Annotated in this window: 23 protein-coding genes; 8 read left to right on the top strand and 15 right to left on the bottom strand. The window is 66.0% G+C overall.

Going from position 1 to position 21,696, the window contains the following annotated elements; genetic code table 11:
• Positions 1-30: 30 nt before the first annotated feature.
• The 5 genes from VO57_016085 to VO57_016065 all read right to left on the bottom strand — a co-directional run bounded on the left by VO57_016085 (position 31) and on the right by VO57_016065 (position 6,165).
• Positions 31-1,188 (bottom strand): hypothetical protein, encoded by a 1,158-nt coding sequence (locus tag VO57_016085; protein XBL69632.1) that lies wholly within the window; start codon positions 1,186-1,188, stop codon positions 31-33.
• Between the two features lie 116 nt (positions 1,189-1,304).
• Positions 1,305-1,973, bottom strand: a complete 669-nt coding sequence (locus VO57_016080; GenBank protein ID XBL69631.1) for a DUF4328 domain-containing protein — start codon at positions 1,971-1,973, stop codon at positions 1,305-1,307.
• A gap of 149 nt (positions 1,974-2,122) precedes the next feature.
• Positions 2,123-3,052, bottom strand: coding sequence for an SDR family NAD(P)-dependent oxidoreductase (locus VO57_016075; protein ID XBL69630.1), 930 nt, complete (start codon positions 3,050-3,052; stop codon positions 2,123-2,125).
• Positions 3,053-3,198: 146 nt separating this feature from the next.
• The gene (locus VO57_016070) at positions 3,199-5,352 is read right to left on the bottom strand and encodes a prolyl oligopeptidase family serine peptidase (protein ID XBL69629.1); all 2,154 of its coding nucleotides are present in this window, start codon (positions 5,350-5,352) and stop codon (positions 3,199-3,201) included.
• 123 nt (positions 5,353-5,475) lie between these two features.
• Positions 5,476-6,165, bottom strand: coding sequence for an HAD-IA family hydrolase (locus VO57_016065; GenBank protein ID XBL69628.1), 690 nt, complete (start codon positions 6,163-6,165; stop codon positions 5,476-5,478).
• A 60-nt stretch (positions 6,166-6,225) separates the two neighbouring features.
• Here VO57_016065 and glmU point away from each other — a divergent pair, with 60 nt between their 5' ends.
• The 3 genes from glmU to VO57_016050 are packed head-to-tail and all read left to right on the top strand — an operon-like array spanning position 6,226 to position 8,469.
• On the top strand, positions 6,226-7,581 hold the full coding sequence (gene glmU, locus VO57_016060) for a bifunctional UDP-N-acetylglucosamine diphosphorylase/glucosamine-1-phosphate N-acetyltransferase GlmU (GenBank protein ID XBL69627.1): 1,356 nt from the start codon (positions 6,226-6,228) through the stop codon (positions 7,579-7,581).
• 5 nt (positions 7,582-7,586) lie between these two features.
• Positions 7,587-8,198, top strand: a complete 612-nt coding sequence (locus tag VO57_016055; protein XBL71359.1) for a hypothetical protein — start codon at positions 7,587-7,589, stop codon at positions 8,196-8,198.
• Entirely contained in the window at positions 8,158-8,469 is a 312-nt protein-coding gene (locus VO57_016050) for an HNH endonuclease (GenBank protein ID XBL69626.1), read from the top strand. The genes VO57_016055 and VO57_016050 overlap by 41 nt, the downstream gene beginning before the upstream one ends.
• On the opposite strand, the gene VO57_016045 is transcribed toward VO57_016050, so the two are convergent.
• Genes VO57_016045 through VO57_016010 form a run of 8 tightly spaced genes read right to left on the bottom strand, consistent with a single transcriptional unit; the run spans position 8,466 to position 14,551 of the window.
• Positions 8,466-8,840, bottom strand: a complete 375-nt coding sequence (locus VO57_016045; GenBank protein ID XBL69625.1) for a VanZ family protein — start codon at positions 8,838-8,840, stop codon at positions 8,466-8,468. The genes VO57_016050 and VO57_016045 overlap by 4 nt on opposite strands.
• Positions 8,841-8,879: 39 nt before the next feature.
• Complete coding sequence (locus VO57_016040; GenBank protein XBL69624.1) at positions 8,880-9,137, bottom strand: ATP synthase F1 subunit epsilon; 258 nt, start codon at positions 9,135-9,137, stop codon at positions 8,880-8,882.
• 5 nt (positions 9,138-9,142) lie between these two features.
• A complete protein-coding gene (locus VO57_016035; GenBank protein XBL69623.1) occupies positions 9,143-9,631 on the bottom strand; it encodes a hypothetical protein in 489 nt (162 codons plus the stop codon).
• Between the two features lie 6 nt (positions 9,632-9,637).
• The gene (gene atpD / locus VO57_016030) at positions 9,638-11,107 is read right to left on the bottom strand and encodes a F0F1 ATP synthase subunit beta (protein XBL69622.1); all 1,470 of its coding nucleotides are present in this window, start codon (positions 11,105-11,107) and stop codon (positions 9,638-9,640) included.
• An 18-nt stretch (positions 11,108-11,125) separates the two neighbouring features.
• On the bottom strand, positions 11,126-11,521 hold the full coding sequence (locus tag VO57_016025) for a hypothetical protein (GenBank protein ID XBL69621.1): 396 nt from the start codon (positions 11,519-11,521) through the stop codon (positions 11,126-11,128).
• Positions 11,521-12,399 carry a F0F1 ATP synthase subunit gamma gene (locus tag VO57_016020; protein ID XBL69620.1) on the bottom strand — a complete coding sequence of 293 codons (879 nt, stop codon included), beginning with the start codon at positions 12,397-12,399 and terminating at the stop codon, positions 11,521-11,523. The genes VO57_016025 and VO57_016020 overlap by 1 nt, the downstream gene beginning before the upstream one ends.
• A gap of 24 nt (positions 12,400-12,423) precedes the next feature.
• The gene (atpA, locus tag VO57_016015) at positions 12,424-13,953 is read right to left on the bottom strand and encodes a F0F1 ATP synthase subunit alpha (GenBank protein ID XBL69619.1); all 1,530 of its coding nucleotides are present in this window, start codon (positions 13,951-13,953) and stop codon (positions 12,424-12,426) included.
• 43 nt (positions 13,954-13,996) lie between these two features.
• On the bottom strand, positions 13,997-14,551 hold the full coding sequence (locus VO57_016010; GenBank protein XBL69618.1) for a F0F1 ATP synthase subunit delta: 555 nt from the start codon (positions 14,549-14,551) through the stop codon (positions 13,997-13,999).
• Positions 14,552-14,793: 242 nt separating this feature from the next.
• Here VO57_016010 and VO57_016005 point away from each other — a divergent pair, with 242 nt between their 5' ends.
• A complete protein-coding gene (locus tag VO57_016005) occupies positions 14,794-15,627 on the top strand; it encodes a TauD/TfdA family dioxygenase (protein ID XBL69617.1) in 834 nt (277 codons plus the stop codon).
• On the opposite strand, the gene VO57_016000 is transcribed toward VO57_016005, so the two are convergent.
• On the bottom strand, positions 15,624-17,282 hold the full coding sequence (locus VO57_016000) for a trypsin-like peptidase domain-containing protein (protein XBL69616.1): 1,659 nt from the start codon (positions 17,280-17,282) through the stop codon (positions 15,624-15,626). The two genes, VO57_016005 and VO57_016000, sit on opposite strands and share 4 nt — an antisense overlap.
• Positions 17,283-17,362: 80 nt before the next feature.
• Between VO57_016000 and VO57_015995 the strand changes: the two genes are divergently transcribed.
• From VO57_015995 to VO57_015980, 4 genes are all read left to right on the top strand, one after another.
• On the top strand, positions 17,363-18,406 hold the full coding sequence (locus VO57_015995) for a methylated-DNA--[protein]-cysteine S-methyltransferase (protein XBL69615.1): 1,044 nt from the start codon (positions 17,363-17,365) through the stop codon (positions 18,404-18,406).
• A gap of 57 nt (positions 18,407-18,463) precedes the next feature.
• Positions 18,464-18,862: a hypothetical protein gene (locus tag VO57_015990; GenBank protein XBL69614.1), complete on the top strand. Its 399-nt coding sequence runs from the start codon at positions 18,464-18,466 to the stop codon at positions 18,860-18,862.
• Positions 18,863-18,928: 66 nt separating this feature from the next.
• Positions 18,929-20,014 (top strand): transporter, encoded by a 1,086-nt coding sequence (locus VO57_015985; protein ID XBL69613.1) that lies wholly within the window; start codon positions 18,929-18,931, stop codon positions 20,012-20,014.
• 85 nt (positions 20,015-20,099) lie between these two features.
• Positions 20,100-21,083 carry a hypothetical protein gene (locus VO57_015980; GenBank protein XBL69612.1) on the top strand — a complete coding sequence of 328 codons (984 nt, stop codon included), beginning with the start codon at positions 20,100-20,102 and terminating at the stop codon, positions 21,081-21,083.
• Here VO57_015980 and VO57_015975 read toward each other — a convergent pair.
• Positions 21,080-21,676, bottom strand: coding sequence for a TetR/AcrR family transcriptional regulator (locus VO57_015975; GenBank protein ID XBL69611.1), 597 nt, complete (start codon positions 21,674-21,676; stop codon positions 21,080-21,082). The two genes, VO57_015980 and VO57_015975, sit on opposite strands and share 4 nt — an antisense overlap.
• Between the last annotated feature and the right edge of the window lie 20 nt (positions 21,677-21,696).

The raw sequence follows: 21,696 nt of genomic DNA, 5'->3' as shown, positions 1-21,696 counted from the left end.
GGCCTTCTTCTGATGTCCGACGGTAGGCCGCTACGCCGCCACCAGCACCCGCTCGCTGCTGGGCAGCGCCTCGCGCCAGTCTTCGGGTATGATCCCAAGGACGCCGCGCCGGATCGGGGCCCAGAAGGCGGACAGCGTCAGCAGGGCAGAGCCGATCACCAGCGCGGTCAGCGCCACGGTCAGTTCCACAGCGCCGAAGCGGTCGAACAGGAAGGCGAGCGCGAACAGCACGTAGATCAGCGCCGAAACCAGCAGCGCGCGACGGTCCACGATCAGCGCGACGATCCCGAAGACGATGTAGATCGCCAGCACCGCGATCGCCTTGCCGATCCCGATATCCGATCCGCCGACCACGCCCAGAGTGGCGAAGATCGGGTGTGCGATCATCGGCGCGGCGAGCAGGTGGAGCCAGAAGGCGACATCGCTGCGCCGGGTGGTGCGCGCCGGGTCCTGAAGATCCCACCGCATCGCGAAGGCGAACACCGCTAGCCCGGCCACGAAGGTGAGCCACAGCGCAACGTCGCCCTTGTCGATATCGAGCGGCGCGAGCGCCGACAGCGCCAGCCCGATCGCCGTCGCGGAGAGCGCCGCCGCGCCCGCTGCAATCGTGATCGGCACCTTGAAGCGCAGCCAGTGCAACCAAGCGGCGAGCGCGGCGATGAGGCCCGCTCCGGCCACGAAATAGCCTGCCAGCGGCTCGCCCTGTTCGGTGCCCACCAGCACCACGCCGAGCGCGGTCGTGCCGACGAACACGCCGCCCACGAAGGCCAGCAGCAGGATGATGCTGGGCAGCGCCATGCGCCGCCTGCGGGTGAAGAACTCGGCCAGCGGCCACGCGGTGAGCGCGACCAGTCCGGCGGCGATGGCGATCGATACCGCGGTGCTCAGGCTGCTCTGCTGCTGGTAGGCGGCCCATGCGGCTTCGGAGGCCTCGACCGACCAGTCCCAGGCCTGCACCGGCACGATCAGCTTGCCGATCTGCTGCCCGATCGCGCCCGCGGCGAACAGCATGATCGCGATGCCGATCGCGACGAAGATGTCGTTGAAGGAGTTGAGGAGACGGAAATTCTCCTCGTCCCCCCGCGAAATGCCGCGCACCTCGCTCATATGCGCGCGGAAGGCTGCCGCAGCATCCTCCGAAAGCGCGCCCGCCGCGACGGCGGAATTGATGTCTTCTTCGGAATACACCGGCCAAGCCTCCCCTGCCTGTTCGGAAAGGGAGGCTATGGCCAGTGTGTTATCGTGTCAATACAGTCTGACGGAGCGAGTGTGTCGCTGGTCGGGTGTAGGTGCGTGGACAGGTGCTAGTCGAACACTTGGCTGACGTGGAGCGCGGTGTCCTGCGCGTGGGTGATCTGGCGGATGATCCGGTGCAGCATCACCGCGCATGCGATTAGCAGCACGCTCGACACGGCGCCCATGCCATTGGCGACCACCATATTGCTGCCATCGCCATAGCCTTCCATCCGCGCGCTGATATTGGACAGGATGCTGCCGATGATCCAGCAGGCCCACCAGGCGTTGATGAGGCCCGGCGCAGGCTCGCCATAGCTGTCGCTTTCCAGATGGCTCTCGTTCCACAGATCGCGCATGTTCTGGAACGGCTTGATCAGGTTGGCGAAGGGGATGAAGTACCAGCCCACCGCCATCCCGGGCGAGGACTCGGTCTCGATCCCGCGCTTCTTGAGATTGGCGTGCGCGCGGTAGATCCACATGCTCACCAGCACGACCGAGACGAGGAAGATCAGCAGATAGGCGATCGCCGCGAAGCCATAGGTGACCGCGAGCGTTTCCGGCACCATGGCATAAAGATCGACCTGGCCGGTCAGCGCGAGCACTTCGAAGACCAGCATCACAGCGGAAATGCCGATATAGGCGATGATCGCGTAGCCGGCATTGCGCGCGCGCGATTTCAGGCGGGCAAAGCCGCCGTCCGAAGCCTCCGCATGTGCGTCGGCCGCGGCAAATTCCATGGTTTCCATAAAGTGTCAGCCCCCGAGGGGCGGAGCGAGCCGTACTGGCCGCTCCCCCGACCCCCGGGGGCTGAATTATCCTGCCCTGTCGCGCCGCGCTACCGAAAAACCCGGCGGCGACCGGACGCTAGCCGGATCTGCGCCGGTTGTTAGCTGCGTGCGCTGTCCGGACCGGTGCCGGTGACCTTCTGCATCGCGGCGAGGATCGCGCCCGACTGCTCGGCACCCGACTGCGGGGCCTTGAGGTTGCTCTGCTCGCTGATCTTGGCCCAGTTTTCGGCAAAGCCTTCGACCGTACGCTCACCCTCGGGCAGCCACACCGCGTCGTTCATCACCACCCATGCCGAGTGGAAGCCGCCCGCGCCCGCGCCGACGATGGCATTGGTCGGCGAATCTTCGCTGACGAGATAGAGCGCTGCGGGGACCACGTTCTCAGGGGCGAACAGCTCGAACGCTTCCTTCGGGAAGAGGTCTTCGGTCATCCGGGTGCCCGCGACGGGGGCCAGCGTGTTGACCTTGATGTTGTACTTCGCGCCTTCGATCTGGAGCGTCTTGGTCAGGCCGGCGAGGCCCAGCTTGGCTGCGCCGTAGTTGGCCTGGCCGAAATTGCCGAACAGTCCGGTGGAGCTGGCGGTCATCAGGATGCGGCCATAGGCCTGCTCGCGCATGGTTTCCCACACGGCCTTGGTCGCGTTGGCCGATCCGTTGAGGTGCACGTCGACCACGAATTCGAAATCGGCGGGCTCCATCTTGGCGAAGCTCTTGTCGCGCAGCACGCCGGCATTGTTGATCAGGACATGGACCCCGCCCCACTTCTGCTTGGCGTCGGCGACCATCTTTTCCATCTGCTCGTATTCGGTGACCGAGGCTGCGTTGGCCATTGCTTCACCGCCGGCCTTCTCGATCTCTTCGACGACCTGCGCCGCCGCGTCGGACGAACCGGTGCCGTCGCGCGAACCGCCCAGATCGTTGACCACGACCTTCGCGCCGCGCCGCCCGAGTTCGAGCGCGTAGGCGCGGCCGAGGCCCCCGCCTGCACCGGTGACGATTGCGACTTTGTCTTTGAACGAGATGCTCATGAGTGTCTCTCCGCTAGGGTTCCAGAACGTGAAAATTGGCTGCGGAGTGGCAGGTTCCAGCCATTCTGGCAACACCGCGCGGGATGGACCGCCATGCCGTAGGGGCAGGCCGCGCCTGCATTGCGCGGCCTGCTATTTTGCGGCGATCAGTCGTCCGCCAGCTGCTGCAGCAGATAGACGATCTGCATCGCGCGCAGGGTGGCGCGCTGTTCGTTGTCGACGCCGCCCGAATGGCCGCCCTTGGTATCCTCGTAATAGAGGTAATCGTCGCCCTGCGCGGCCATCCGCGCGGCGGCCTTGCGCCCGTGGCTTGGGTGCGTGCGGTCGTCGGCGGTGGAGGTGACGAAGAACACCCGCGGGTAGTCCTTCTGCTCCAGCAGCTTCTGATAGGGGGAGTAGCCTTCGATCCAGGCGCGCTGTTCGGGAATGCGCGGGTCGCCATATTCGCCGATCCACGAGGCTCCGCGGCCGATATACTGGTAGCGCAGCATGTCGAACAGCGGGATCTGGACGATCGCGGCGTTGAACAGGTCGGGTGCCTGCGTGAATGCCGTGCCGACCAGCAGCCCGCCCTGCGATCCGCCTTCGACGCCCAGATGCTCCGGGCTGGTAATCCCGCGTGCGACCAGATCGCGGCCCACGGCGATGAAATCGTCCCACGTGCGCTGCTTGTTCTCGCGAATGGCGCTCTGGTGCCAGTTCGGACCGAACTCGCCGCCGCCACGAATATTGGCGAGGACGTAGGCATTGCCCCGCTCAAGCCACATCTTGCCCGTGCTGCCGAGATAGGATGGCAGGCGCGGCACCTGGAAACCGCCATAGCCGCCCATCAGCACCGGCGTGCTGCCATCCATCGCCATGCCCTTGGGCTTGACGAGGAAGTAGGGGATTTTGGTGCCGTCCGGGCTGGTCGCCTCGAACTGTTCGATCTCCATGCCAGCAGCAGCGAACCGCTCGGGGCTTTCTTTGACCACTTCCAGATCGACGCCGTTCTCGGCGTAGTAATAGGTGCCCGGCGACAGGAAATCGGTCGAGGTAAACATGATCTGGTCGGTCTCATCCGACGCCGTTGCCACGCCGACGGTCGCGTTCTCCGGCAGGGCGATCCGCTGGCTGGTCCACGCGCCATCGACGTAATCGAACTTCAGCACCTGCCCCCGGACATTGTCGAGGATGCTGACATAGAGGCTGCTTTTGGTGGAGCTTGCGCCGCGCTTTGTCTGGCGATCGGCGGGCTTCCACACCAGCGTCTTCTTGGCGCCGTTGGGATCGGCTTTCCATTCTTCCAGATCGGCGGAGACCAGCGAGTCCGCCGGGAAGGTCTGCCCCTGTGTTTCCCAGTCGACATCGGTCGAGAACAGAATCTGGCCGTCGATGATGCCATAGGGGCCGGCCTTGGCAGGCAGGTCCAGCTTCACCCACTCGCCGTCCATTTCGTAGAAGTATTCTCGCTCGTGGAAGGATACGCCGCGATAGGCCATGCGCCCGTGGATCGTGCCTTCGCCATCGCGCAGCAGGTAGGCCCCGGCAGAGACATCGCTTTTCTCGCCCCGGAAGATTTCCGGCGCATCTTCCAGCGCGCTGCCACGCTTCCACACGCGGGTGGTGAAGGGGTAGAAGCTGTCGGTGACGGTGCCGTCGCCGAAATCGCGGCTGACCAGCAGCGTGTCCTGATCGACCCAGCTGGCGCTGCCTTGGCTTTCGGGCAGTTCGAAACCGCCATCCACGAAGTCGAGCGTGTCGAGGTCGAACTCGCGCGCAATGCTCGCATCCTTGCCGCCATCGGACAGGTAGACCATGCAACGTGTGCCGTCGGGCGGCAGGCAGGTCATCCCGCCATAGACCCATTCCTTGCCCTCGGCTGCGGCAAGCGCGTCGACATCGAGGATGGTCTCCCATTCCGGATTGTCGGTCCGCCAGCTTTCAAGCGTGGTACGGCGCAGGATGCCCTTGGGATTTTTCGCGTCCTGCCAGAAATTGACCAGGCCATAATGCCTGAAAGAGACGCTGGGGATGCGGTCCTCGGCGTCGTAGATCGCCAGCGCTTCGGCCTTCAGTACCTCGAACCGGGGATCGGTCTGCAGCGCGGCGACGGTCTTTTCGTTCTCGTTCTCGACCCATTTGAGCGCGCGGTCGCTGCGGGTTTCCTCCAGCCAGATGAAGGGATCGTTCTCGGCTTCGAAGTCGGGTTCAACCACGGCGTTGGTATCCTGCGCGGCAAGCGGGCTGGTGAGAAGCGGCGCGCAAGCGACCGATACGGCGAGCGATGCGATGATCGCGCGGATGGAGGTGGATTTCATCGGTTGGCTCCCCCTGGAACGGATGAAAGTGAGTGAAATGTGAGGCACTTGTCCCGCGCGGGGCGGGACTTGCCAATGTCGCTCGACGGAAGCGGCTGTCTGTTTGTCGATTGCGCGCCCGCATCAGGCGAGCCCGCGAAGCGCAGGGATCAGCGCGTCGAAGCTATCGATTACTGCGTCCGCGCCCAGATCGCGCGCGGGCTTGTCGCAATAGCCGTAGCCTGCCGCGACCACCGGCACGCCTGCCGCGCGCGCAGCCATCACGTCGTAGGTACTGTCGCCGACGAAGGCCAGGTGCCGCGACCCGCACCGCTCCATCGCGGTGAGGACGGGATCGGCGGCGGGCTTGGCGCGGAAATTGCCGTCCGCATCCTTGCCCAGACTGTCCCCGCCGATCAGCGTCACGAAGCGCTCGGTCAGGCCCAGTTGCTCGAGGATCTCGGCAGCGAAGCCTTCGAACTTGTTGGTCACCACCGCCAGCTTCACATCCATCGCCGCCAGCTCGTCCAGCGTCTCGATCACGCCGGGGAAGGGCTGCGTGTGGACCGCGTTGTGCTGCGAGTAATACCGCAGCAGCGTCTTGTAGAGCGGGCGGAAGTCTTCCTCCGCCATGCTGCCGCCCTGGGCTTCGATCGCGCGGGCGAGCATCACCTTTGCGCCGCCGCCGATCAAACCCTCGACCTGTTGGGCTGGTACCTGCTGGTAGCCGCCATCTGCCAGCGCGTGGTTTACCGCCGCGGCAAGGTCTGCCTTGGTGTCGAGCAGCGTGCCGTCGAGATCGAGGCCTATCGCGTCAAAGGGAAAATCGCTCATGCGGGCCTGCGTGGCGAAACCTTCTTCAATCTGCAAGCCGATGGTGGCACAGCCCCGCATATGACAGATTTCGCAGCCATCATTCTCGCCGCGGGCAAGGGCACCCGCATGAAGTCCGACCTGCACAAGGTGCTCCACCCGATTGCGGGGCGGGCGATGCTGCATCACCTGATGGCCTCGATCGACACGCTGGGGCCCAAGCGCAAGGTCGTGGTGGTCGGCGCGGGCCGCGATCAGCTGGAGGCCGCGTTGGGCGACGACGCCGAAACGCGCGTGCAGGAGCCGCAGCTGGGCACGGGCCACGCGGTACAGCAGGCGGAAGAGCCGCTGGGCGATTTCACCGGCGATGTGCTGGTGCTCTATGGCGACGTGCCCTTCGTTCGCGGCGAGACCATGCGTGCGATGCTCGACCGGCTGCATGCCGAGGATGCGCCCAAGGTGGTGGTGCTGGGCTTCGAACCGGAAGACGCGCTCGCCTATGGCCGCGTGATCGCCGACGACGGGGGACGTATTTCCAAGATGGTCGAGTTCAAGGACGCGAGCGAGGCGGAGCGCGCGTGCACCTTGTGCAATTCGGGCCTGATGGCGGCACGTGCGCAGGACATGTTCGCTCTGCTGCGCCGGGTGGGCAACGACAATGCGCAGGGCGAGTATTACCTGCCCGACATCGTCAACATCGCGATCGCCGATGGCGATACCTGCGCGGCAGTGACCGCGAGCGATCCGGGCGAGGTCGCCGGCATCAACAGCCGCGCCGAGCTCGCCCGCGCCGAAGCGCAATGGCAGGAGCTGAAGCGCGAGGAAGCGATGGCGAACGGGGCCACGCTGCGCGCGCCCGAAACCGTGTTTTTCAGTTATGACACGCAGATCGGCCGCGATGTGACGATCGACCCCAATGTGGTGTTCGGCCCGGGCGTGCGGGTGGCGGATGGCGCGCATATCAAGGCGTTCAGCCATCTGGAGGGGGCCACCGTGGGCGAAGGCGCGCAGGTCGGACCCTACGCCCGCCTGCGGCCCGGCGCGGTGCTCGAAAAGGACGCCTTCGTCGGCAATTTCGTCGAGATGAAGAAGTCGACGCTGGGCCAGGGTGCCAAGGCGAGCCACCTGACCTATCTCGGCGATGCGGAAATAGGTGCGGGCGCGAATATCGGCGCGGGCACGATCACCTGCAATTACGACGGCTACTTCAAGTACAAGACCGTGATCGGCGAGCGGGCCTTCATCGGCTCCAACTCCGCGCTGGTCGCCCCGGTCACCATCGGCGCGGATGCGATCGTCGCGGCGGGCAGCACCGTGACGCACGATGTCGCGCCGGGCGAACTGCGGATGGAGCGGGCCGAGCAGTCGATCAAACCGGGCTGGGCGGATCGTTTCCACGATACGATGAAGAAGAAGAAGCGGGGGGAAGCCAAGTGAAGCGAATGATTCTGGTCGGCTGCGGCGCGCTCGCGCTGGCGGCCTGTGGCGATGCCACGGCGGAAACCAGCGGGGCGAGCGCGGATGACGCCACCGAAGCTCCCGCGAAGGCTGCGGACGAGGCCTCCGGGGCGGACGAGGGCGCTGCGCAAGCCGACAGTGCATCCGATGAGAAGGCTGCTGCGGTGACGAAGGTCGCCTGCGCATCCGACGAGCAGGAGCTGTTCTCCTGCACTGCGGGCAAGAAGCGGATCGCGGTGTGCGGCGTCACCAACGCGCAGGGCCAGAAGACCGCACAATACCGCTTCGGCAGCCCCGGCAAGGCGGAGATCGTGCTCGACGGGGGGCGCTTTGCCAATACGGCCTATTCGGGGGGCGGCGAATCGCAGATCCAGTTCGCCAATGGGGGCGTGCGTTACATCGTTTACAGCCGCACCATTCGCACAGGCTTCGATGAAGAGGGCAACAAGCCCGAGTTTACCGACGGGGTGTGGGTCGTGCGCGGCGACGAGAATCTGGCCGACCGGCAGTGCACGGCGGACGTGGTGTCGGTCGATGTGATGGCGGGCGAAGAGTATGGCGGAGTCAGCCAGGATATCTATTACGGCCTCGACTAACGAAAAGGGCGGGTCGCTCGCCTGCTGGCTGTGCGGGCGGCCCATCGCGACCCGGCTGCAATGGCATCATCCGGTGCCCAAGGCAAAGAAGGGGCGGGGCACCGTGCCGGTCCACCCGATCTGCCACCGCACGATCCACGCCAATTTCACCAATGCGCAGCTGGCCCGGATCGGCAACGATCCGGAGCGGCTGAGGGAAAATCCGGCGGTGGCGAAGTTCGTCGGCTGGATCGCGGACAAGCCGCCCGATTTCCACGCGCCGACGCGCTAGCGATGGTCTTCGGTGACTTCCGGCGCAAAGCGCAACACCAGCCGTGCGGTGACCAGGCCGATCACGATCCCGACCATGTCCGCGATCAGATCGTAAATGTCGGCATCCCGGCCGATCCAGTCGAGCCCTTGGGCGATCTCGATCAGCCCGCCGAACGCGGTCAGCAGTACGAATATGCGCACGCCTGACGCTCTGGGCCAACCCGCACGGGCGAGTGTGGCGAGGACGAAGAAGGCGAAGGCGTGGTTCACCTTGTCGTTCATCCGTTCCGGCCCCGGCGCGGTCGGCAGGATTGCGAGCACGAAGGCACACACCGCCACGACCAGCAGCGCGATCCGCGCAAAGCGCGCAAGGCGGGGGGACACGAACATGGTAAGAGCTTTATAGGGGCACAGACCCCTGCAAAGAAATCAGCCTTCGACGTGCTCGGCGAGGATGGTCAGCCCGTTCTCGCCCACTTCGGCGAAGCCGCCGCGCACTTCGATCGTTTCGGGGCTGGCACCGGCGGTCTTGAAGATCTGCAGCGCGCCGTCGCGAATCGTCGACATGAAGGGCGCGTGGCCTTCCAGCACGCCGAATTCACCCTCGGTCCCGGGCACGACGACCATGTGCACGTCGTCGCTGCGCACGTGGCGGGCGGGGGTCACCAGTTCGAAGTGGAGGGGCATAATCTTCAGGTCTCCGTGTCGGGCCGCAGGGTTGCCGCGGCCTGTGATGTGCTGTCGAGCCGCAGCCCGATGATAATCGCTATTCCGCCGCCGATCATATAGCCGATAAAACTCAGGATGTCGGGCCAGATCATCCGGTAGACGACCATCTGCCACGCGGCCAGCGGCATTGCGGCGATGGCGATCGCGCTGATCACGAACAGCGGCAACATGATCGGCGCGCGCTTCCCGCGCAGCCACTGCACCATGCAGCCGAAATTGATCGCGACGAACGGGAAGGCGAAGGCATAGAGCCAGACCGGCTGCGCGGGCTGATCGAACACCATCCGCGCCGCGATCCGGAACATTTCGTCGAATTCCTGCCAGTTGTCGCGCCGCCAGCGGTGGATGTCGAAGGCGGAGATCAGCAGGAAGTCCGCAATGCCGAGCTGCAACAGCCGGCGGAGCAGCAGGTCGACGCCGGTCGGCGCGCTAACCTGCTGCCCATCAGCCATGGTCGCTTACGCGTCCTCGGCCATCTTCTTGGCCTTTTCGACCGCCTGATCGATCCCGCCGACCATGTAGAAGGCGGCTTCCGGCAGGTGGTCGTATTCGCCGTCGACCACCGCCTTGAAGCTCTTCACGGTGTCTTCGAGCTGCACGAACTGGCCCGGGATGTTGGTGAACACCTCGGCGACGTGGAACGGCTGGCTGAGGAAGCGCTGGATCTTGCGCGCGCGGGCGACGGTCAGCTTATCCTCTTCGGAGAGCTCGTCCATGCCCAGAATCGCGATGATGTCCTGCAGCGACTTGTACTTCTGCAGCGTTTCCTGGACCTTACGGGCAGTCTCGTAGTGCTCTTCGCCCACGACGCGCGGTTCGAGAACGCGGCTGGTGGAGTCGAGCGGGTCGACCGCCGGGTAGATGCCCAGCTCCGAAATCGCGCGGTTCAGCGTGGTCGTCGCGTCGAGGTGGGCGAACGAGGTGGCCGGCGCAGGGTCGGTAAGGTCGTCGGCCGGCACGTAGATGGCCTGCACCGACGTGATCGAACCCTTGTTGGTCGAGGTAATGCGTTCCTGCAGGTTGCCCATGTCGGTCGCCAGAGTGGGCTGGTAGCCCACGGCCGACGGGATACGGCCCAGCAGTGCGGACACTTCCGAACCGGCCTGCGTGAAGCGGAAGATGTTGTCGACGAAGAACAGCACGTCCTGGCCTTCTTCATCGCGGAAATATTCGGCCATGGTCAGGCCCGACAGAGCCACGCGGGCACGCGCACCGGGAGGCTCGTTCATCTGGCCGAAGACGAGCGCAACCTTCGAACCTTCGCTGGTCGCGTTGCCCTCGGCATCCTTCGCGATGACGCCCGCGTCGAGGAATTCGTGGTACAGGTCGTTACCTTCGCGGGTACGTTCACCCACGCCCGCGAACACGGACACGCCGCCGTGGCCCTTCGCGATGTTGTTGATCAGTTCCTGGATCAGCACGGTCTTGCCCACGCCTGCGCCGCCGAAAAGGCCGATCTTGCCGCCCTTCGCGTAAGGGGCGAGCAGGTCGATGACCTTGATGCCGGTGACCAGAATGCTCGATTCGGTCGACTGGTCGACGAACTCGGGGGCTTCGGCGTGGATCGGGGCGGTCTTTTCCGCACCGATCGGGCCACGCTCGTCGATCGCTTCGCCGATCACGTTCATGATCCGGCCCAGCGTCTTGGGGCCGACCGGCACGGAGATCTGTGCGCCGGTATTGGTGACTTCCTGCCCGCGGGTCAGGCCGTCGGTGCCGTCCATCGCGATGGTCCGCACGGTGTTTTCACCCAGGTGCTGCGCGACCTCCAGAACCAGCGTCGAATCGCCGTTCTTGGTTTCCAGCGCGGTCAGGATCGCGGGCAGTTCGCCTTCGAAGTGCACGTCGACGACGGCACCGATCACCTGCGCGATCGTGCCGTTACCGGTAAGGTTGGGCTTGGTGGTGGTTTTTGCGGCGGTGGCCATTGTGTTTATCCTAGCGGTTTACAGCTGCTGGCAGTCTTCGGGAATATCGATGAGGACATAGCTCGCGCCATCGGCGGCGATCATGGCCTCGCGTTCGGTTTCGGGCGTGTCGCCGTCGAGCGAATAGGTACAGGTGAATTCCGTGCCTTCGCCGGTCGCCTCGCACTGCGCGTCCAGAACCTTGCGATCCTTGACGCACTGCTGCAGCGCGACCTGCACCTCGGCGAGCGAGGGCACGTTTTCGTCCGCTTCCAGCTCGGCGGTGGCGCCGACCGGTTCGGGCGCGGCCGGGCTCTGCTCGACCACCGGCGCGGCCTCGATGTCGGCCGTATCGGTGGTGGCGTCACCATCCACCGGCTCGGCGCAGGCGGCGAGCGCAAACAGCGATGCGAGGATGATGGAACGGCCCAGCATTACAGTGCCTCCGCGCCTGCGATGATTTCGATCAGCTCGGTGGTGATCGCAGCCTGACGCTGGCGGTTGTACTCGATGTTGAGGTTCTTGATCAGGTCGCCCGCATTGCGAGTCGCGTTGTCCATCGCGGTCATCGATGCGCCCTGTTCCGACGCCTCGCGTTCGAGCAGCGCGGCGAACAGCTGGGTGCGGACATAGCGCGGCAGCAGGGCTTCGAGGATTTCCTCTTCGCCCGGCTCGTATTCGACCACTGCATCCGCCTTGGGCACGTCGCCCGCTTCGGGGGCGGGGACCGGGATCAGCTGCTGCACGGTCGGGTTCTGCGCCAGCGCGGACTTGAAGATCGGATAGATCAGGTGCGCGACGTCGAACGCGCCTTCCTCGAACATCTCGAGCAGCTCGTTCGCGATCGCTTCGGCCTCGTTGAAGCCGGGGGTGCGCACGTCGGAGGTATCGAAGTGCTTGGCGATCGCGCTGGCATTGGCCCGCTTGATCGGGGCGCGGCCCTTCTTGCCGACGAGATAGAATTCGACCGTCTTGCCAGCTTCACGGAGCGCGGCGGCCTTGCGCAGCGCTTCCTTGACGATGTTGGCGTTGAGGCCGCCGCACAGGCCCTTGTCGGTGTTGACCACCACCAGCAGGTGGCGCTGGTCGCTCCCGGTGCCGGTCAGCAGCTTGGGGGCCGATGCAGTATCGCCCACCTTGGCTGCCAGACTGGCCATCACCGCATTCAGCCGCTCGGCGTAGGGGCGTGCCTCTTCGGCAGCCTCCTGCGCACGGCGCAGCTTGGCCGCCGCAACCATCTGCTTGGCCTTGGTGATCTTCTGCGTCGACCTGACCGACTTGATCCGGCCCTTGAGTTCTTTGAGGTTAGCCATCGTGGCTCCCTATCTCGCTGGGCTTCAGGCGAACTGCTTGGCGAACGCGTCGAGCGCGGCCACCGTGCGGTCCTTGATCTCGCCTTCGAACTTCTTGGTTTCGCGGATGTCCTTGAGGATGTCCGCATGTTCGTGGCGCATGAAGCTGAGCATCTGCGTTTCGTATTCGGTCACCCGGTCGGTCGCGACGGAGTCGAGATAGCCGTTGGTGCCCGCGAAGATCGACACGGTCTGCTCTTCGAACGGCATGGGGCTGAACTGCGGCTGCTTGAGCAGCTCGGTCAGGCGCGCACCGCGGTTGAGCAGCTTCTGCGTGGAGGCGTCGAGGTCCGAACCGAACTGCGCGAAGGCCGCCATTTCGCGGTACTGCGCCAGCTCCAGCTTGATCGAGCCCGCGACCTTCTTCATCGCCTTGGTCTGTGCGGCACCGCCCACGCGGCTGACCGACAGGCCGACGTTGATCGCCGGGCGGATGCCCTGGAAGAACAGGTCGGTTTCGAGGAAGATCTGGCCGTCGGTGATCGAGATCACGTTGGTCGGGATGTAGGCCGAGACGTCGCCCGCCTGCGTTTCGATGATCGGCAGCGCGGTCAGCGAACCGGCGCCCTGTTCGTCGCTCATCTTCGCCGCACGCTCGAGCAGGCGGCTGTGGAGGTAGAACACGTCGCCCGGATAGGCTTCGCGGCCCGGAGGACGGCGCAGCAGCAGCGACATCTGGCGGTAGGCAACGGCCTGCTTGGAAAGGTCGTCATACACGATCACGGCGTGCATGCCGTTGTCGCGGAAGAATTCGCCCATCGCGGCGCCGGTATAGGGCGCGAGATACTGCAGCGGAGCGGGCTCCGATGCGGTCGCGGCGACCACGATGGTGTATTCCATCGCGCCGTTTTCTTCGAGCTGCTTGACGATCTGCGCGACGGTCGAGCGCTTCTGGCCGACCGCGACGTAGATGCAGTACAGCTTCTCGTTCTCGTCATCGCCCTTGTGCGCATCGCGCTGGTTGATGAAGGTATCGATCGCGACGGCGGACTTGCCGGTCTGACGGTCGCCGATGATCAGCTCGCGCTGGCCGCGGCCGACGGGGACGAGGGCGTCGATCGCCTTGAGGCCCGACTGCACCGGCTCGTGCACGCCCTGGCGCGGGATGATGCCCGGGGCCTTCTGTTCGACCAGGCGACGCTCGGTCGTGGCGATCGGGCCCTTGCCGTCGATCGGGTTGCCCAGCGCGTCGACCACGCGGCCCAGCAGGGCCTTGCCCACGGGCACGTCGACGATGGTTTCGGTCCGGCGAACGGTGTCGCCTTCCTTGATGTTGGTGTCCGAGCCGAAGATCACGACGCCGACATTGTCGGCTTCGAGGTTCAGGGCCATGCCCTTCACGCCGCCGTTGAACTCGACCATTTCGCCGGCCTGGACCTTGTCCAGCCCGTGGATGCGGGCGATCCCGTCACCGACGGAAAGCACGGTGCCGACTTCGCTTTCCTGCGCTTGCGAATCGAAGTTTGCGATCTGGTCCTTGATGACCTTGCTGATTTCAGCGGCGCGAATATCCATTGCCTGAGCCTTTCATCGACAGCCCTCCCGAAGGAGGTCGCTGTCAGCCTTTCATTGCCTGCGTAAGCGCGTTGAGACGGGTGCGGATCGATCCGTCGATCCGCTTGGAGCCGATGGTGACGATGAGGCCACCGAGCATATCGGGGTCGACGCTGCTGGTCAGCTTGACCGTGCGGCCTTCGCGCGCGGTCAGCTTCGCCTTCAGCGTGGAGAGCTGGTCTTCGGTCAGCGGGTGCGCGCTGATCACGTCCGCGCTCACTTCGCCGCGCTGGGCGGCGGCGATGTCGCGGAAGGCGCGAATCATGCGCGGAAGTTCCGCCAGCCGGCGATTCTCCGCCAGCACGCCGAGGAAGCGGCGCGTCAGCGTGTTGAGCTCGAGCAGCTTGGCGACCTGTTCGATCGCGCCTGCCTTGGCGGTGCGGCCGAGCTGGGGGTTGGTGATCAGCGAAGCGAGCTCCGACGATTCCGCCAGTGCGGCGGAAAGCGTCTCGAGATCGGATTCGACCGCGCTCACCACGCCATCTTCGGCAGCGAGCTCGAACAGCGCGACTGCGTAACGCCCTGCAAGGCTAGCCTGAATACCGGCGGAAATCTCCACGCCTGGGGGTCCTCTTCGGGTCCGGAAAGAAACGAGTGTGTAGCCTGCCTTAGCGGGGCGCGTCCAATGGATAGGGTTGGGCACCCCGGCGAAGCTGGCGCGCGCCTAGCATTGGGGTTTGAGAAGCGCAAGCCGAGGGGGAGCGGATTCGTTTGCCCAAAGGTGTGCGGCAGGCGTAGGCTGCGCCGCGCGACCCGTACACAAAGGCGCGGGCGCGGGAGAGATGGCATCGGGAGGTGATCATGCAGATGACGGCGCTGGCCCCGCATTGCGGGGTGGAAATTCGCGGAGTGCAACTGGCCGAGGCGACCGGTGACGCCGCGCTGCTGGACGAGATCCGCACGGCCGTGTGGGAACACGGCGTGGCTCTGTTTCGCGATCAGGATTTCGGGCCGCAGGAACACATCGCCTTCGCGCGGGCGTGGGGCGGGATCGACATCAACAATTACTTCCCGCTGACCGATGCCTTTCCGGAGATCGCAGTGGTCGGCAAGCGCGCGGACCAAACGACCAATATCGGCGGCGGCTGGCATACCGACCATTCCTACGACCAGATCCCGGCGATGGGCTCCATCCTGGTCGCGCGCGAGCTGCCCCCCACAGGCGGGGATACGCTGTTCGCGCATATGGGCGCGGCCTACGACGCGCTGTCGGACGATCTGAAAACCGAGATCGAGGGGCTGGAGGCGTTCCACAGCGCCGACCACGTCTATAGCCCGGACGGCTATTACGCGCAGACCGACATGGCCGAATCGCTGCGCGGTCAGCAGATGACCACCGGGGCGAGGCACCCGGTGGCGATCCGTCACCCGCAGACGGGGCGCAAGCTGCTCTACGTCAACGCGGCTTTCACCACCCACATTGTCGGGCGCACGCGGGAAGAAAGCATGCCGCTGCTCCAGCGCCTGTTCGCCACCGCCCTTTCGGCAGACAACACCGCACGGGTGGAGTGGCAGCCGGGCTCGGTCGCGATCTGGGACAACCGGACCACCTGGCACATGGCGATGAACGACTATCAGGGCCATGCGCGCACGATGCATCGCATCACCCTGACCGGCGAAGCGCTGGCGGCCTAGTCTGCCGGCTGGCAGGAATAGACCAGCCGCTCGTTGGGCTGGCTGGGCAAGGCGGAGAGCACCGCCTCCTGCTGGCGGCCCAGCTGAGCCGCACCATCCTGTGCCTCGCACGAAGGCGCTGCGTAGGAGCTCCGCGCCTCGCGCGCGGCGGCCATCGCGTTGCGCGACAGCAGGTAACGGTCGGCGCGATAGGTCCGCGTTTGCGGATCGTACCGGGCGACGCTGACGACGTCTTCTTCATTGGGCACGAACACGCGGGCCCAATGGCCGCTGGCAAAGCCGTATTGCGTGCGCCCGTTGACGCAGCCTTCCGCCGACCAGCGCAGATCGACCGAACGCTCGGCATCTCCGGTCACCCGGCTGCGCGAGGGCTCCAGCGTGCACACGAAATGGCCTGCGGTCGCTGCCGCCGAATCATTGGAGACCTGGTTGCTGCCCGTCTCCTCGCCCAGCGCGGCGGCGACCCGCCGGTCGATCGCATCGAGCCCGGGCCGCGTCAGATAGAGCGCCGCTGCGGTCAAGACGAGCACCGCCGCCACCGCGTAGCAGGCGTAGGGAATCCAGTGGGGCAGGGTGGTGCGCGCGTCGTCGTCCCACTCGGGATCATCCTCAGCCTCGTCCTCGGTCACCGCCACGCCGGCGGCAAGCTCCTTCTCGCGCCGCTGGGCGAGCGCATAGCCGAGTACGCCGAGCCCGATCCCGGCGAGCAGTGCGAGCAGCGCCAGCGCAATGCGGTCTTCGCGCTCTTCCTGCACTGCCAGTGCGGCTTCGAGCTGGAGGCGCGAGCGCCGCTCGCTCGCCGCTTCGGAGCGGGCTTCCATCTGCGCGCGCGCCGCGTCGGCTGCGGCAGCGCGCCGTTCGCGCTCCGCCTCGTCGATCTCGGCCAGGCTGCGGCAGGGCAGGTCGTTGAGCTGGGCAGAGACCTTGTTCGCGCGCAGGAACGGGATCAGCTCGCGATTGGAGACCGCGAAGTAGAACTCGGCATCGGTCCCGTCGCTTTCCGCGCCGAAGGAATTGACCCCCAGCACCCGCCCGCAGGTATCGAGCAGCGGGCCGCCCGAATTGCCGCGCGCGATCGGCGCGGTGTGCAGGATCGTGTCGAACTGGCGGCTGGGCCGCTCCCCCGAAATGAAGCCGCGGCTCTTCACCGGCGGTTGCGAGCGGACGATGTCTTCGATCGACAGCCCCTGCGCGCGGTCGACATTCATCGGATAGCCGACCGATGTCACCGCATCGCCGCTTGCCCCCGGTCGGCCGCCAACCAGCGTTAGCGGCGGCAGGCGCAGCGATCCCTCGATCGCGAGCAGGGCCAGATCGGTCCCCGGATCGACCGCAACCACGCGTGCAAAGGCGGAGGCATCGCCATCGGGCGGGACGATGCCGATCACCCGGTCCTCACCCAGCGTTCCGCCCGCCAGCGCCTCGCGCACGACGTGGGCATTGGTGACGATCCGCTGCGGAGAGACGGCAAAGCCGGTCCCGTGGCTGAGCGGATAGAGCGATTCCCCGCCCTGGCTGTCGGTCCCCTTGGCGAAGATCACGATCCGCACCACGCCGCGCGCGGCGGCATCGATATCCGCAGGCTCCGCATGAGCGGGCGCGGGCATCGCGAGCGGCGCGATCAACAGGGCGAGCAGGATCAGGATTCGCGTCATCGGCGCTCTTTTGACCGCGCGCGGGTTTGGCCGCAAGCTTCGGGATGCCTCGCCTGCGCATTGTGTATAGGCCTTTCACCATGACGACCCGACCCGCCCCCTGCGATGCCGACGACGATATGCGCTGGGCCGCCGTGATGCGGCGCGACCGGGCGTATGACGGGCAGTTCGTCACCGGCGTGCTCTCCACCGGCATCTATTGCCGCCCCAGCTGCGCCGCGCGCCACCCTGCGCGATCCAACGTGCGCTTTTTCGTCGACGGAGCGCAGGCGCGTGCGGCTGGCCTGAGGCCTTGCAAGCGCTGCATGCCCGACGACGTATCGCGAGACGAAGCGGCGGTGCGCGCCGCGATCGATTCGATCCGCAGCGGGGAGAGCGCGACTCTGAACGAGTTGGGCGCGATCACCGGCTATTCGCCGACGCATTTCAGCCGCGTGTTCAAGCGCGCCACCGGCCTCTCGCCTGCCGCCTATGCGCGCGCGCTGAAGGAAGAACGCGCGCGAGACGCCTTGAGCGGAGCCGCGCGGGTGACCGATGCGATCTATGATGCGGGCTACGAGGCACCGAGCCGCTTCTACGCCGCGATGGAAGGGAAACTGGGCATGAGCGCGAGCGCATGGAGGAATGGCGGGCGCGGCGTGACGATCCGCTGGGCGGTGGTCGAGACCACGCTGGGCGCAATGCTCGTCGCGGCGACCGACAAGGGCGTATGCCGCCTCTCGTTCAACGAAGGGGAGGAAGATCTGCGCGCCCGCTTCCCGCAGGCGGAGCTGGCCGAGGGGGGCGCTGAATTCTCAGGCTTGCTCGAACGGGTGATCGCTGCGGTCGAGCGTCCGGGAATCGCGCAGGACATCCCGCTCGACGTCGCAGGCACCGCCTTTCAGGAGGCATGCTGGAAGGCCTTGCGCGAAATCCCGCCGGGCGAGACGCGTAGCTATTCCGAGATCGCGGCGGCGGCGGGCAATCCGAAGGCGGTGCGTGCGGCGGGCAGCGCCAACGGGGCCAACAATGTCGCGGTCCTGATCCCCTGCCACCGGGTGATCCGCAGCGACGGCGGAATCGGCGGCTACGCCTATGGCACCGCGATCAAGGAAGAGCTGCTGAAGCGGGAGCGCGAGGGCTAGGCCTGCTCTTCACGCAGGCTTGCGTGCCGCACGATTTGCACTAGGCGGCACCGCGTCGTGGTCCCGCTTCGTCTGATCCTTGCCGTTTTCGCCGTGCTTGGCGTGCTGTCTGCCCCCGCAGGCTATATGCCCGCGCGCGCCGATGATGGCGGCATCATCCTGATGATCTGCCCCAAGGTGAAGGCGCCCGATCCGTCGCCTGAGCCTGCGATGCATGCCGAGATGGAGTCGATGGCTCACGGCAAGGATGCGGCGGGATCGGATCACGACGATCACGGCATGGCGAAGGATTCGCCGTGCGATTACGCAGTGGGCGCGGTTGCGGATGTGCCGACACTCGGCTTCGCGATCCTGCAACCGAACCTCCCCCAGCTCGACGAGATGCCGGTCGCGCATCCGCTGACAGGGATTTTCCCGCGCGGGCTGCCGCCATCCACGGGCCCGCCGCACGCCTGATTGGTCACGCGCCCGCCGCGCTCGCGGTGCGGCGACACGCATCCAGACAATCAGGACAATCGAACTATGAAATATGCTTCTTTGGGGGCGGGCGCGCTGTGCGCCGCGCTCCTCGCCTCGCCTGCCTATGCGGATGGCTCCTACGCCGACGATCATGCGCCGATCGGCGTGATGGGCGATCATGCCCACAGGAAGGGCGAGTTCATGCTCTCCTTCCGCGCGATGCACATGGAGATGGACGGCAACCAGATCGGAACCGACGAGGTTTCGCCCGACACCATCGTCACCACCGTGCCCAACCGCTTCGCCGGGATGCCCGGCCAGCCACCGACCCTGCGGATCGTTCCCACCGCGATGCGCAGCGACATGTACATGCTGGGCGCGATGTATGCCCCGTCGGACGTAGTCACGCTGATGGTGATGGGCAATTACGTCGAGAAGGAGATGGACCTCACCACCTATATGGGCGGGATGGGCACCAATGTGCGCGGCACATTCCAGACCAACCACAAGGCGTTCGGCGATACCAAGATCGCTGCGCTGGTTCCGCTGCTTGGCCTGCCACCGAAGGGCGCGATCGACACCGACGAACTGACCCTGAAAGCCGGCGTCAGCCTGCCGACCGGATCGACCGACGAGACCGCGCAGATCCTCACCCCGATGGGCGACACGCCGACCATGCGCGTGCCCTATGCGATGCAGGCGGGGACCGGCACCTTCGATCTGGAACCCGCGCTTACTTACAAGGGCCGTCGCGGCGCGATCGGCTTCGGTGCGCAGGCTGCGGCCTCGATCAGGATCGACGAGAACAAGTGGGGCTATGCCTTCGGCGATAGTTACGAGGCGACCGCCTGGCTCAGCTACCGCCCTGCGCAGTGGATCAGCTTCTCGGGCCGCGTAAAGGCGCGCACGACGGGGCGCATTCAGGGAATCGATCCTGCGATCATGGGGCCTGTCCAGACTGCCAACCCGGATTTTCAGGGTGGCGACCGGGTCGATCTGATCGGCGGCGTCAACCTCGTCGCGCCGCACGGCGCGCTGGCGGGGCACCGGCTGGGGATCGAACTGGGCTTGCCGGTATACCAGAACCTCAACGGCCCGCAGATGGCGGGTGACTGGATGCTGACGGTCGGCTGGCAGAAAGCCTTCTGACCACCAGCCATGAAGCGGGCCGGGGCATGACGCCTCGGCCCGTTTTCGATTGCCGGTGCGGGGCCTCTCGCCCTATTGAACGGGCATGTCCGCCTTCGACACCGTGCTGTCGCGCAGAACCCTGGCGACACTCGCGCCGCCTTTCGCGATCGCCGCCGCGTTATCGCTCGCCGCAAGCGGCTGGGCGGCGGCCAGTCCCGGGCTTGCTGCCATCTTGCTGTGCTGGATCGTGGCGGATGCGCTCGCGCTGGGCACGATCGCGAAACACGAAGCGCGTCGGCCCGGTGCGAAAGCGCTGTTGGGAGCCTTCGCCCTAGCCAGTCTTGTGCTGCTGATCGGCCCCCGCGGGCCGGTGCGCGATGCCATCATGGGCGTGCCTGCCGTCCCGCTGGCGCTGGGGCTTACGATCTTCGCTTACCTCGGCTGGTCGGGGCGGAAGGCATGGCAAGTGCGGCGCGGGGGCGGCTCGATGGAGGACGCGCTGGCGCAGATCCTGCCGCGCCCGCTGGTCGCGCTGGCGCTGGCCGAAGCGCGCGTGCTCCATCTTGCGCTGCTGAGCTGGCGCAAGCCCGCCGATGTGCCCGAGGGTGCCACCGGCTTTGCCTACCATCGCTATCTCGCGCCGATGCTCTGGGTGCTCCTGACCCTGCAGATGATCGAACTTTCGGTGGTCCACCTGCTGGTGATGCTGTGGAGCCCGACGGTCGCGTGGGTGCTGCTGGCGCTCAGCGTCTGGGGCGTGCTGTGGATCGTCGCCCTCTTGAAGAGCCTTAGGCTGCGTCCCGTTCTGCTCACGGACAAGGGCGTCCGGGTGCGTGCAGGGCTTCTGATCGATGTGCTGGTGCCATTCGACCGGATCGCCGAAGTGCGCGGGCCTTCGGATGCCGCGGAGGTGAAGGCGAAAACCACGCTCAACGCGGCGCTGCTCGCCTGGCCGGACATCGTGTTCCATCTGCACGAGCCCATGCGGGTGTCGGGTCCGCTGGGGCGGGAGCGGCTGGTCGACAAGGTGGCCTTCAAGCTCGACGATCCGGCTGCCTTCCACGAACAGCTCGGCAGGTTGCGCTAGCGCCTGAAGATCGCCTGCGCGGCAAGATCGACGCAGGCTGCCAAATCCTTTTGCGCCGGAATGTCGTTGCCGAACAGCAGCGGCGAATAAAGCGGCGAGTAGAGCAGGGCGAGCGCGGCGCGCGGCTCCACCCCATCGTGCAGCTGCCCCGCCTTCGCCGCCCACGCGATCCGCCTGCGCGCCCAGTCGCGGCGCGGGTCGAGCCAGCGCTTGCGCACCGCGCTGGCCACCGCCGGGCTGTCGCGCCCACCGGCGAGCATTGCCGCAAACGCGCGGCCCGTGGGCCCGCGAAGCTGGTTCGCCATGCCCAATATTTGCGCGCGGAAATCGGCCTCGGCAGAGCCGGTGTCTTGCAGGTCGAGCGTTTCGTCGACCGCGGAAAAGAACACGTCGATCGCGAGATCGCTGCGCCCGTCCCACCAGCGATAGATCGTGCTCTTGCCCGTACCCGCCTCGCGCGCGACACCTTCGATGGTCAGCTTTTGATAGCCATCGCGGACAAGAATCTTGAGCGCTGCAATAAGGATTGCCTCGCGCGATTGCTCGCTGCGGGGGCGACCACGCGGCTTGGTGCTTTCAAAAGTTTCGGCCATGCGAAACGCTACCGTCTCGC

It is taken from the genome of Citromicrobium bathyomarinum (assembly GCA_001306305.2).
GTDB classification, from domain to species: domain Bacteria; phylum Pseudomonadota; class Alphaproteobacteria; order Sphingomonadales; family Sphingomonadaceae; genus Alteriqipengyuania; species Alteriqipengyuania bathyomarina.
The sequence above is the reverse complement of the archived record's forward strand: the minus strand, read 5'-3'. Positions and strand labels throughout refer to the sequence as shown.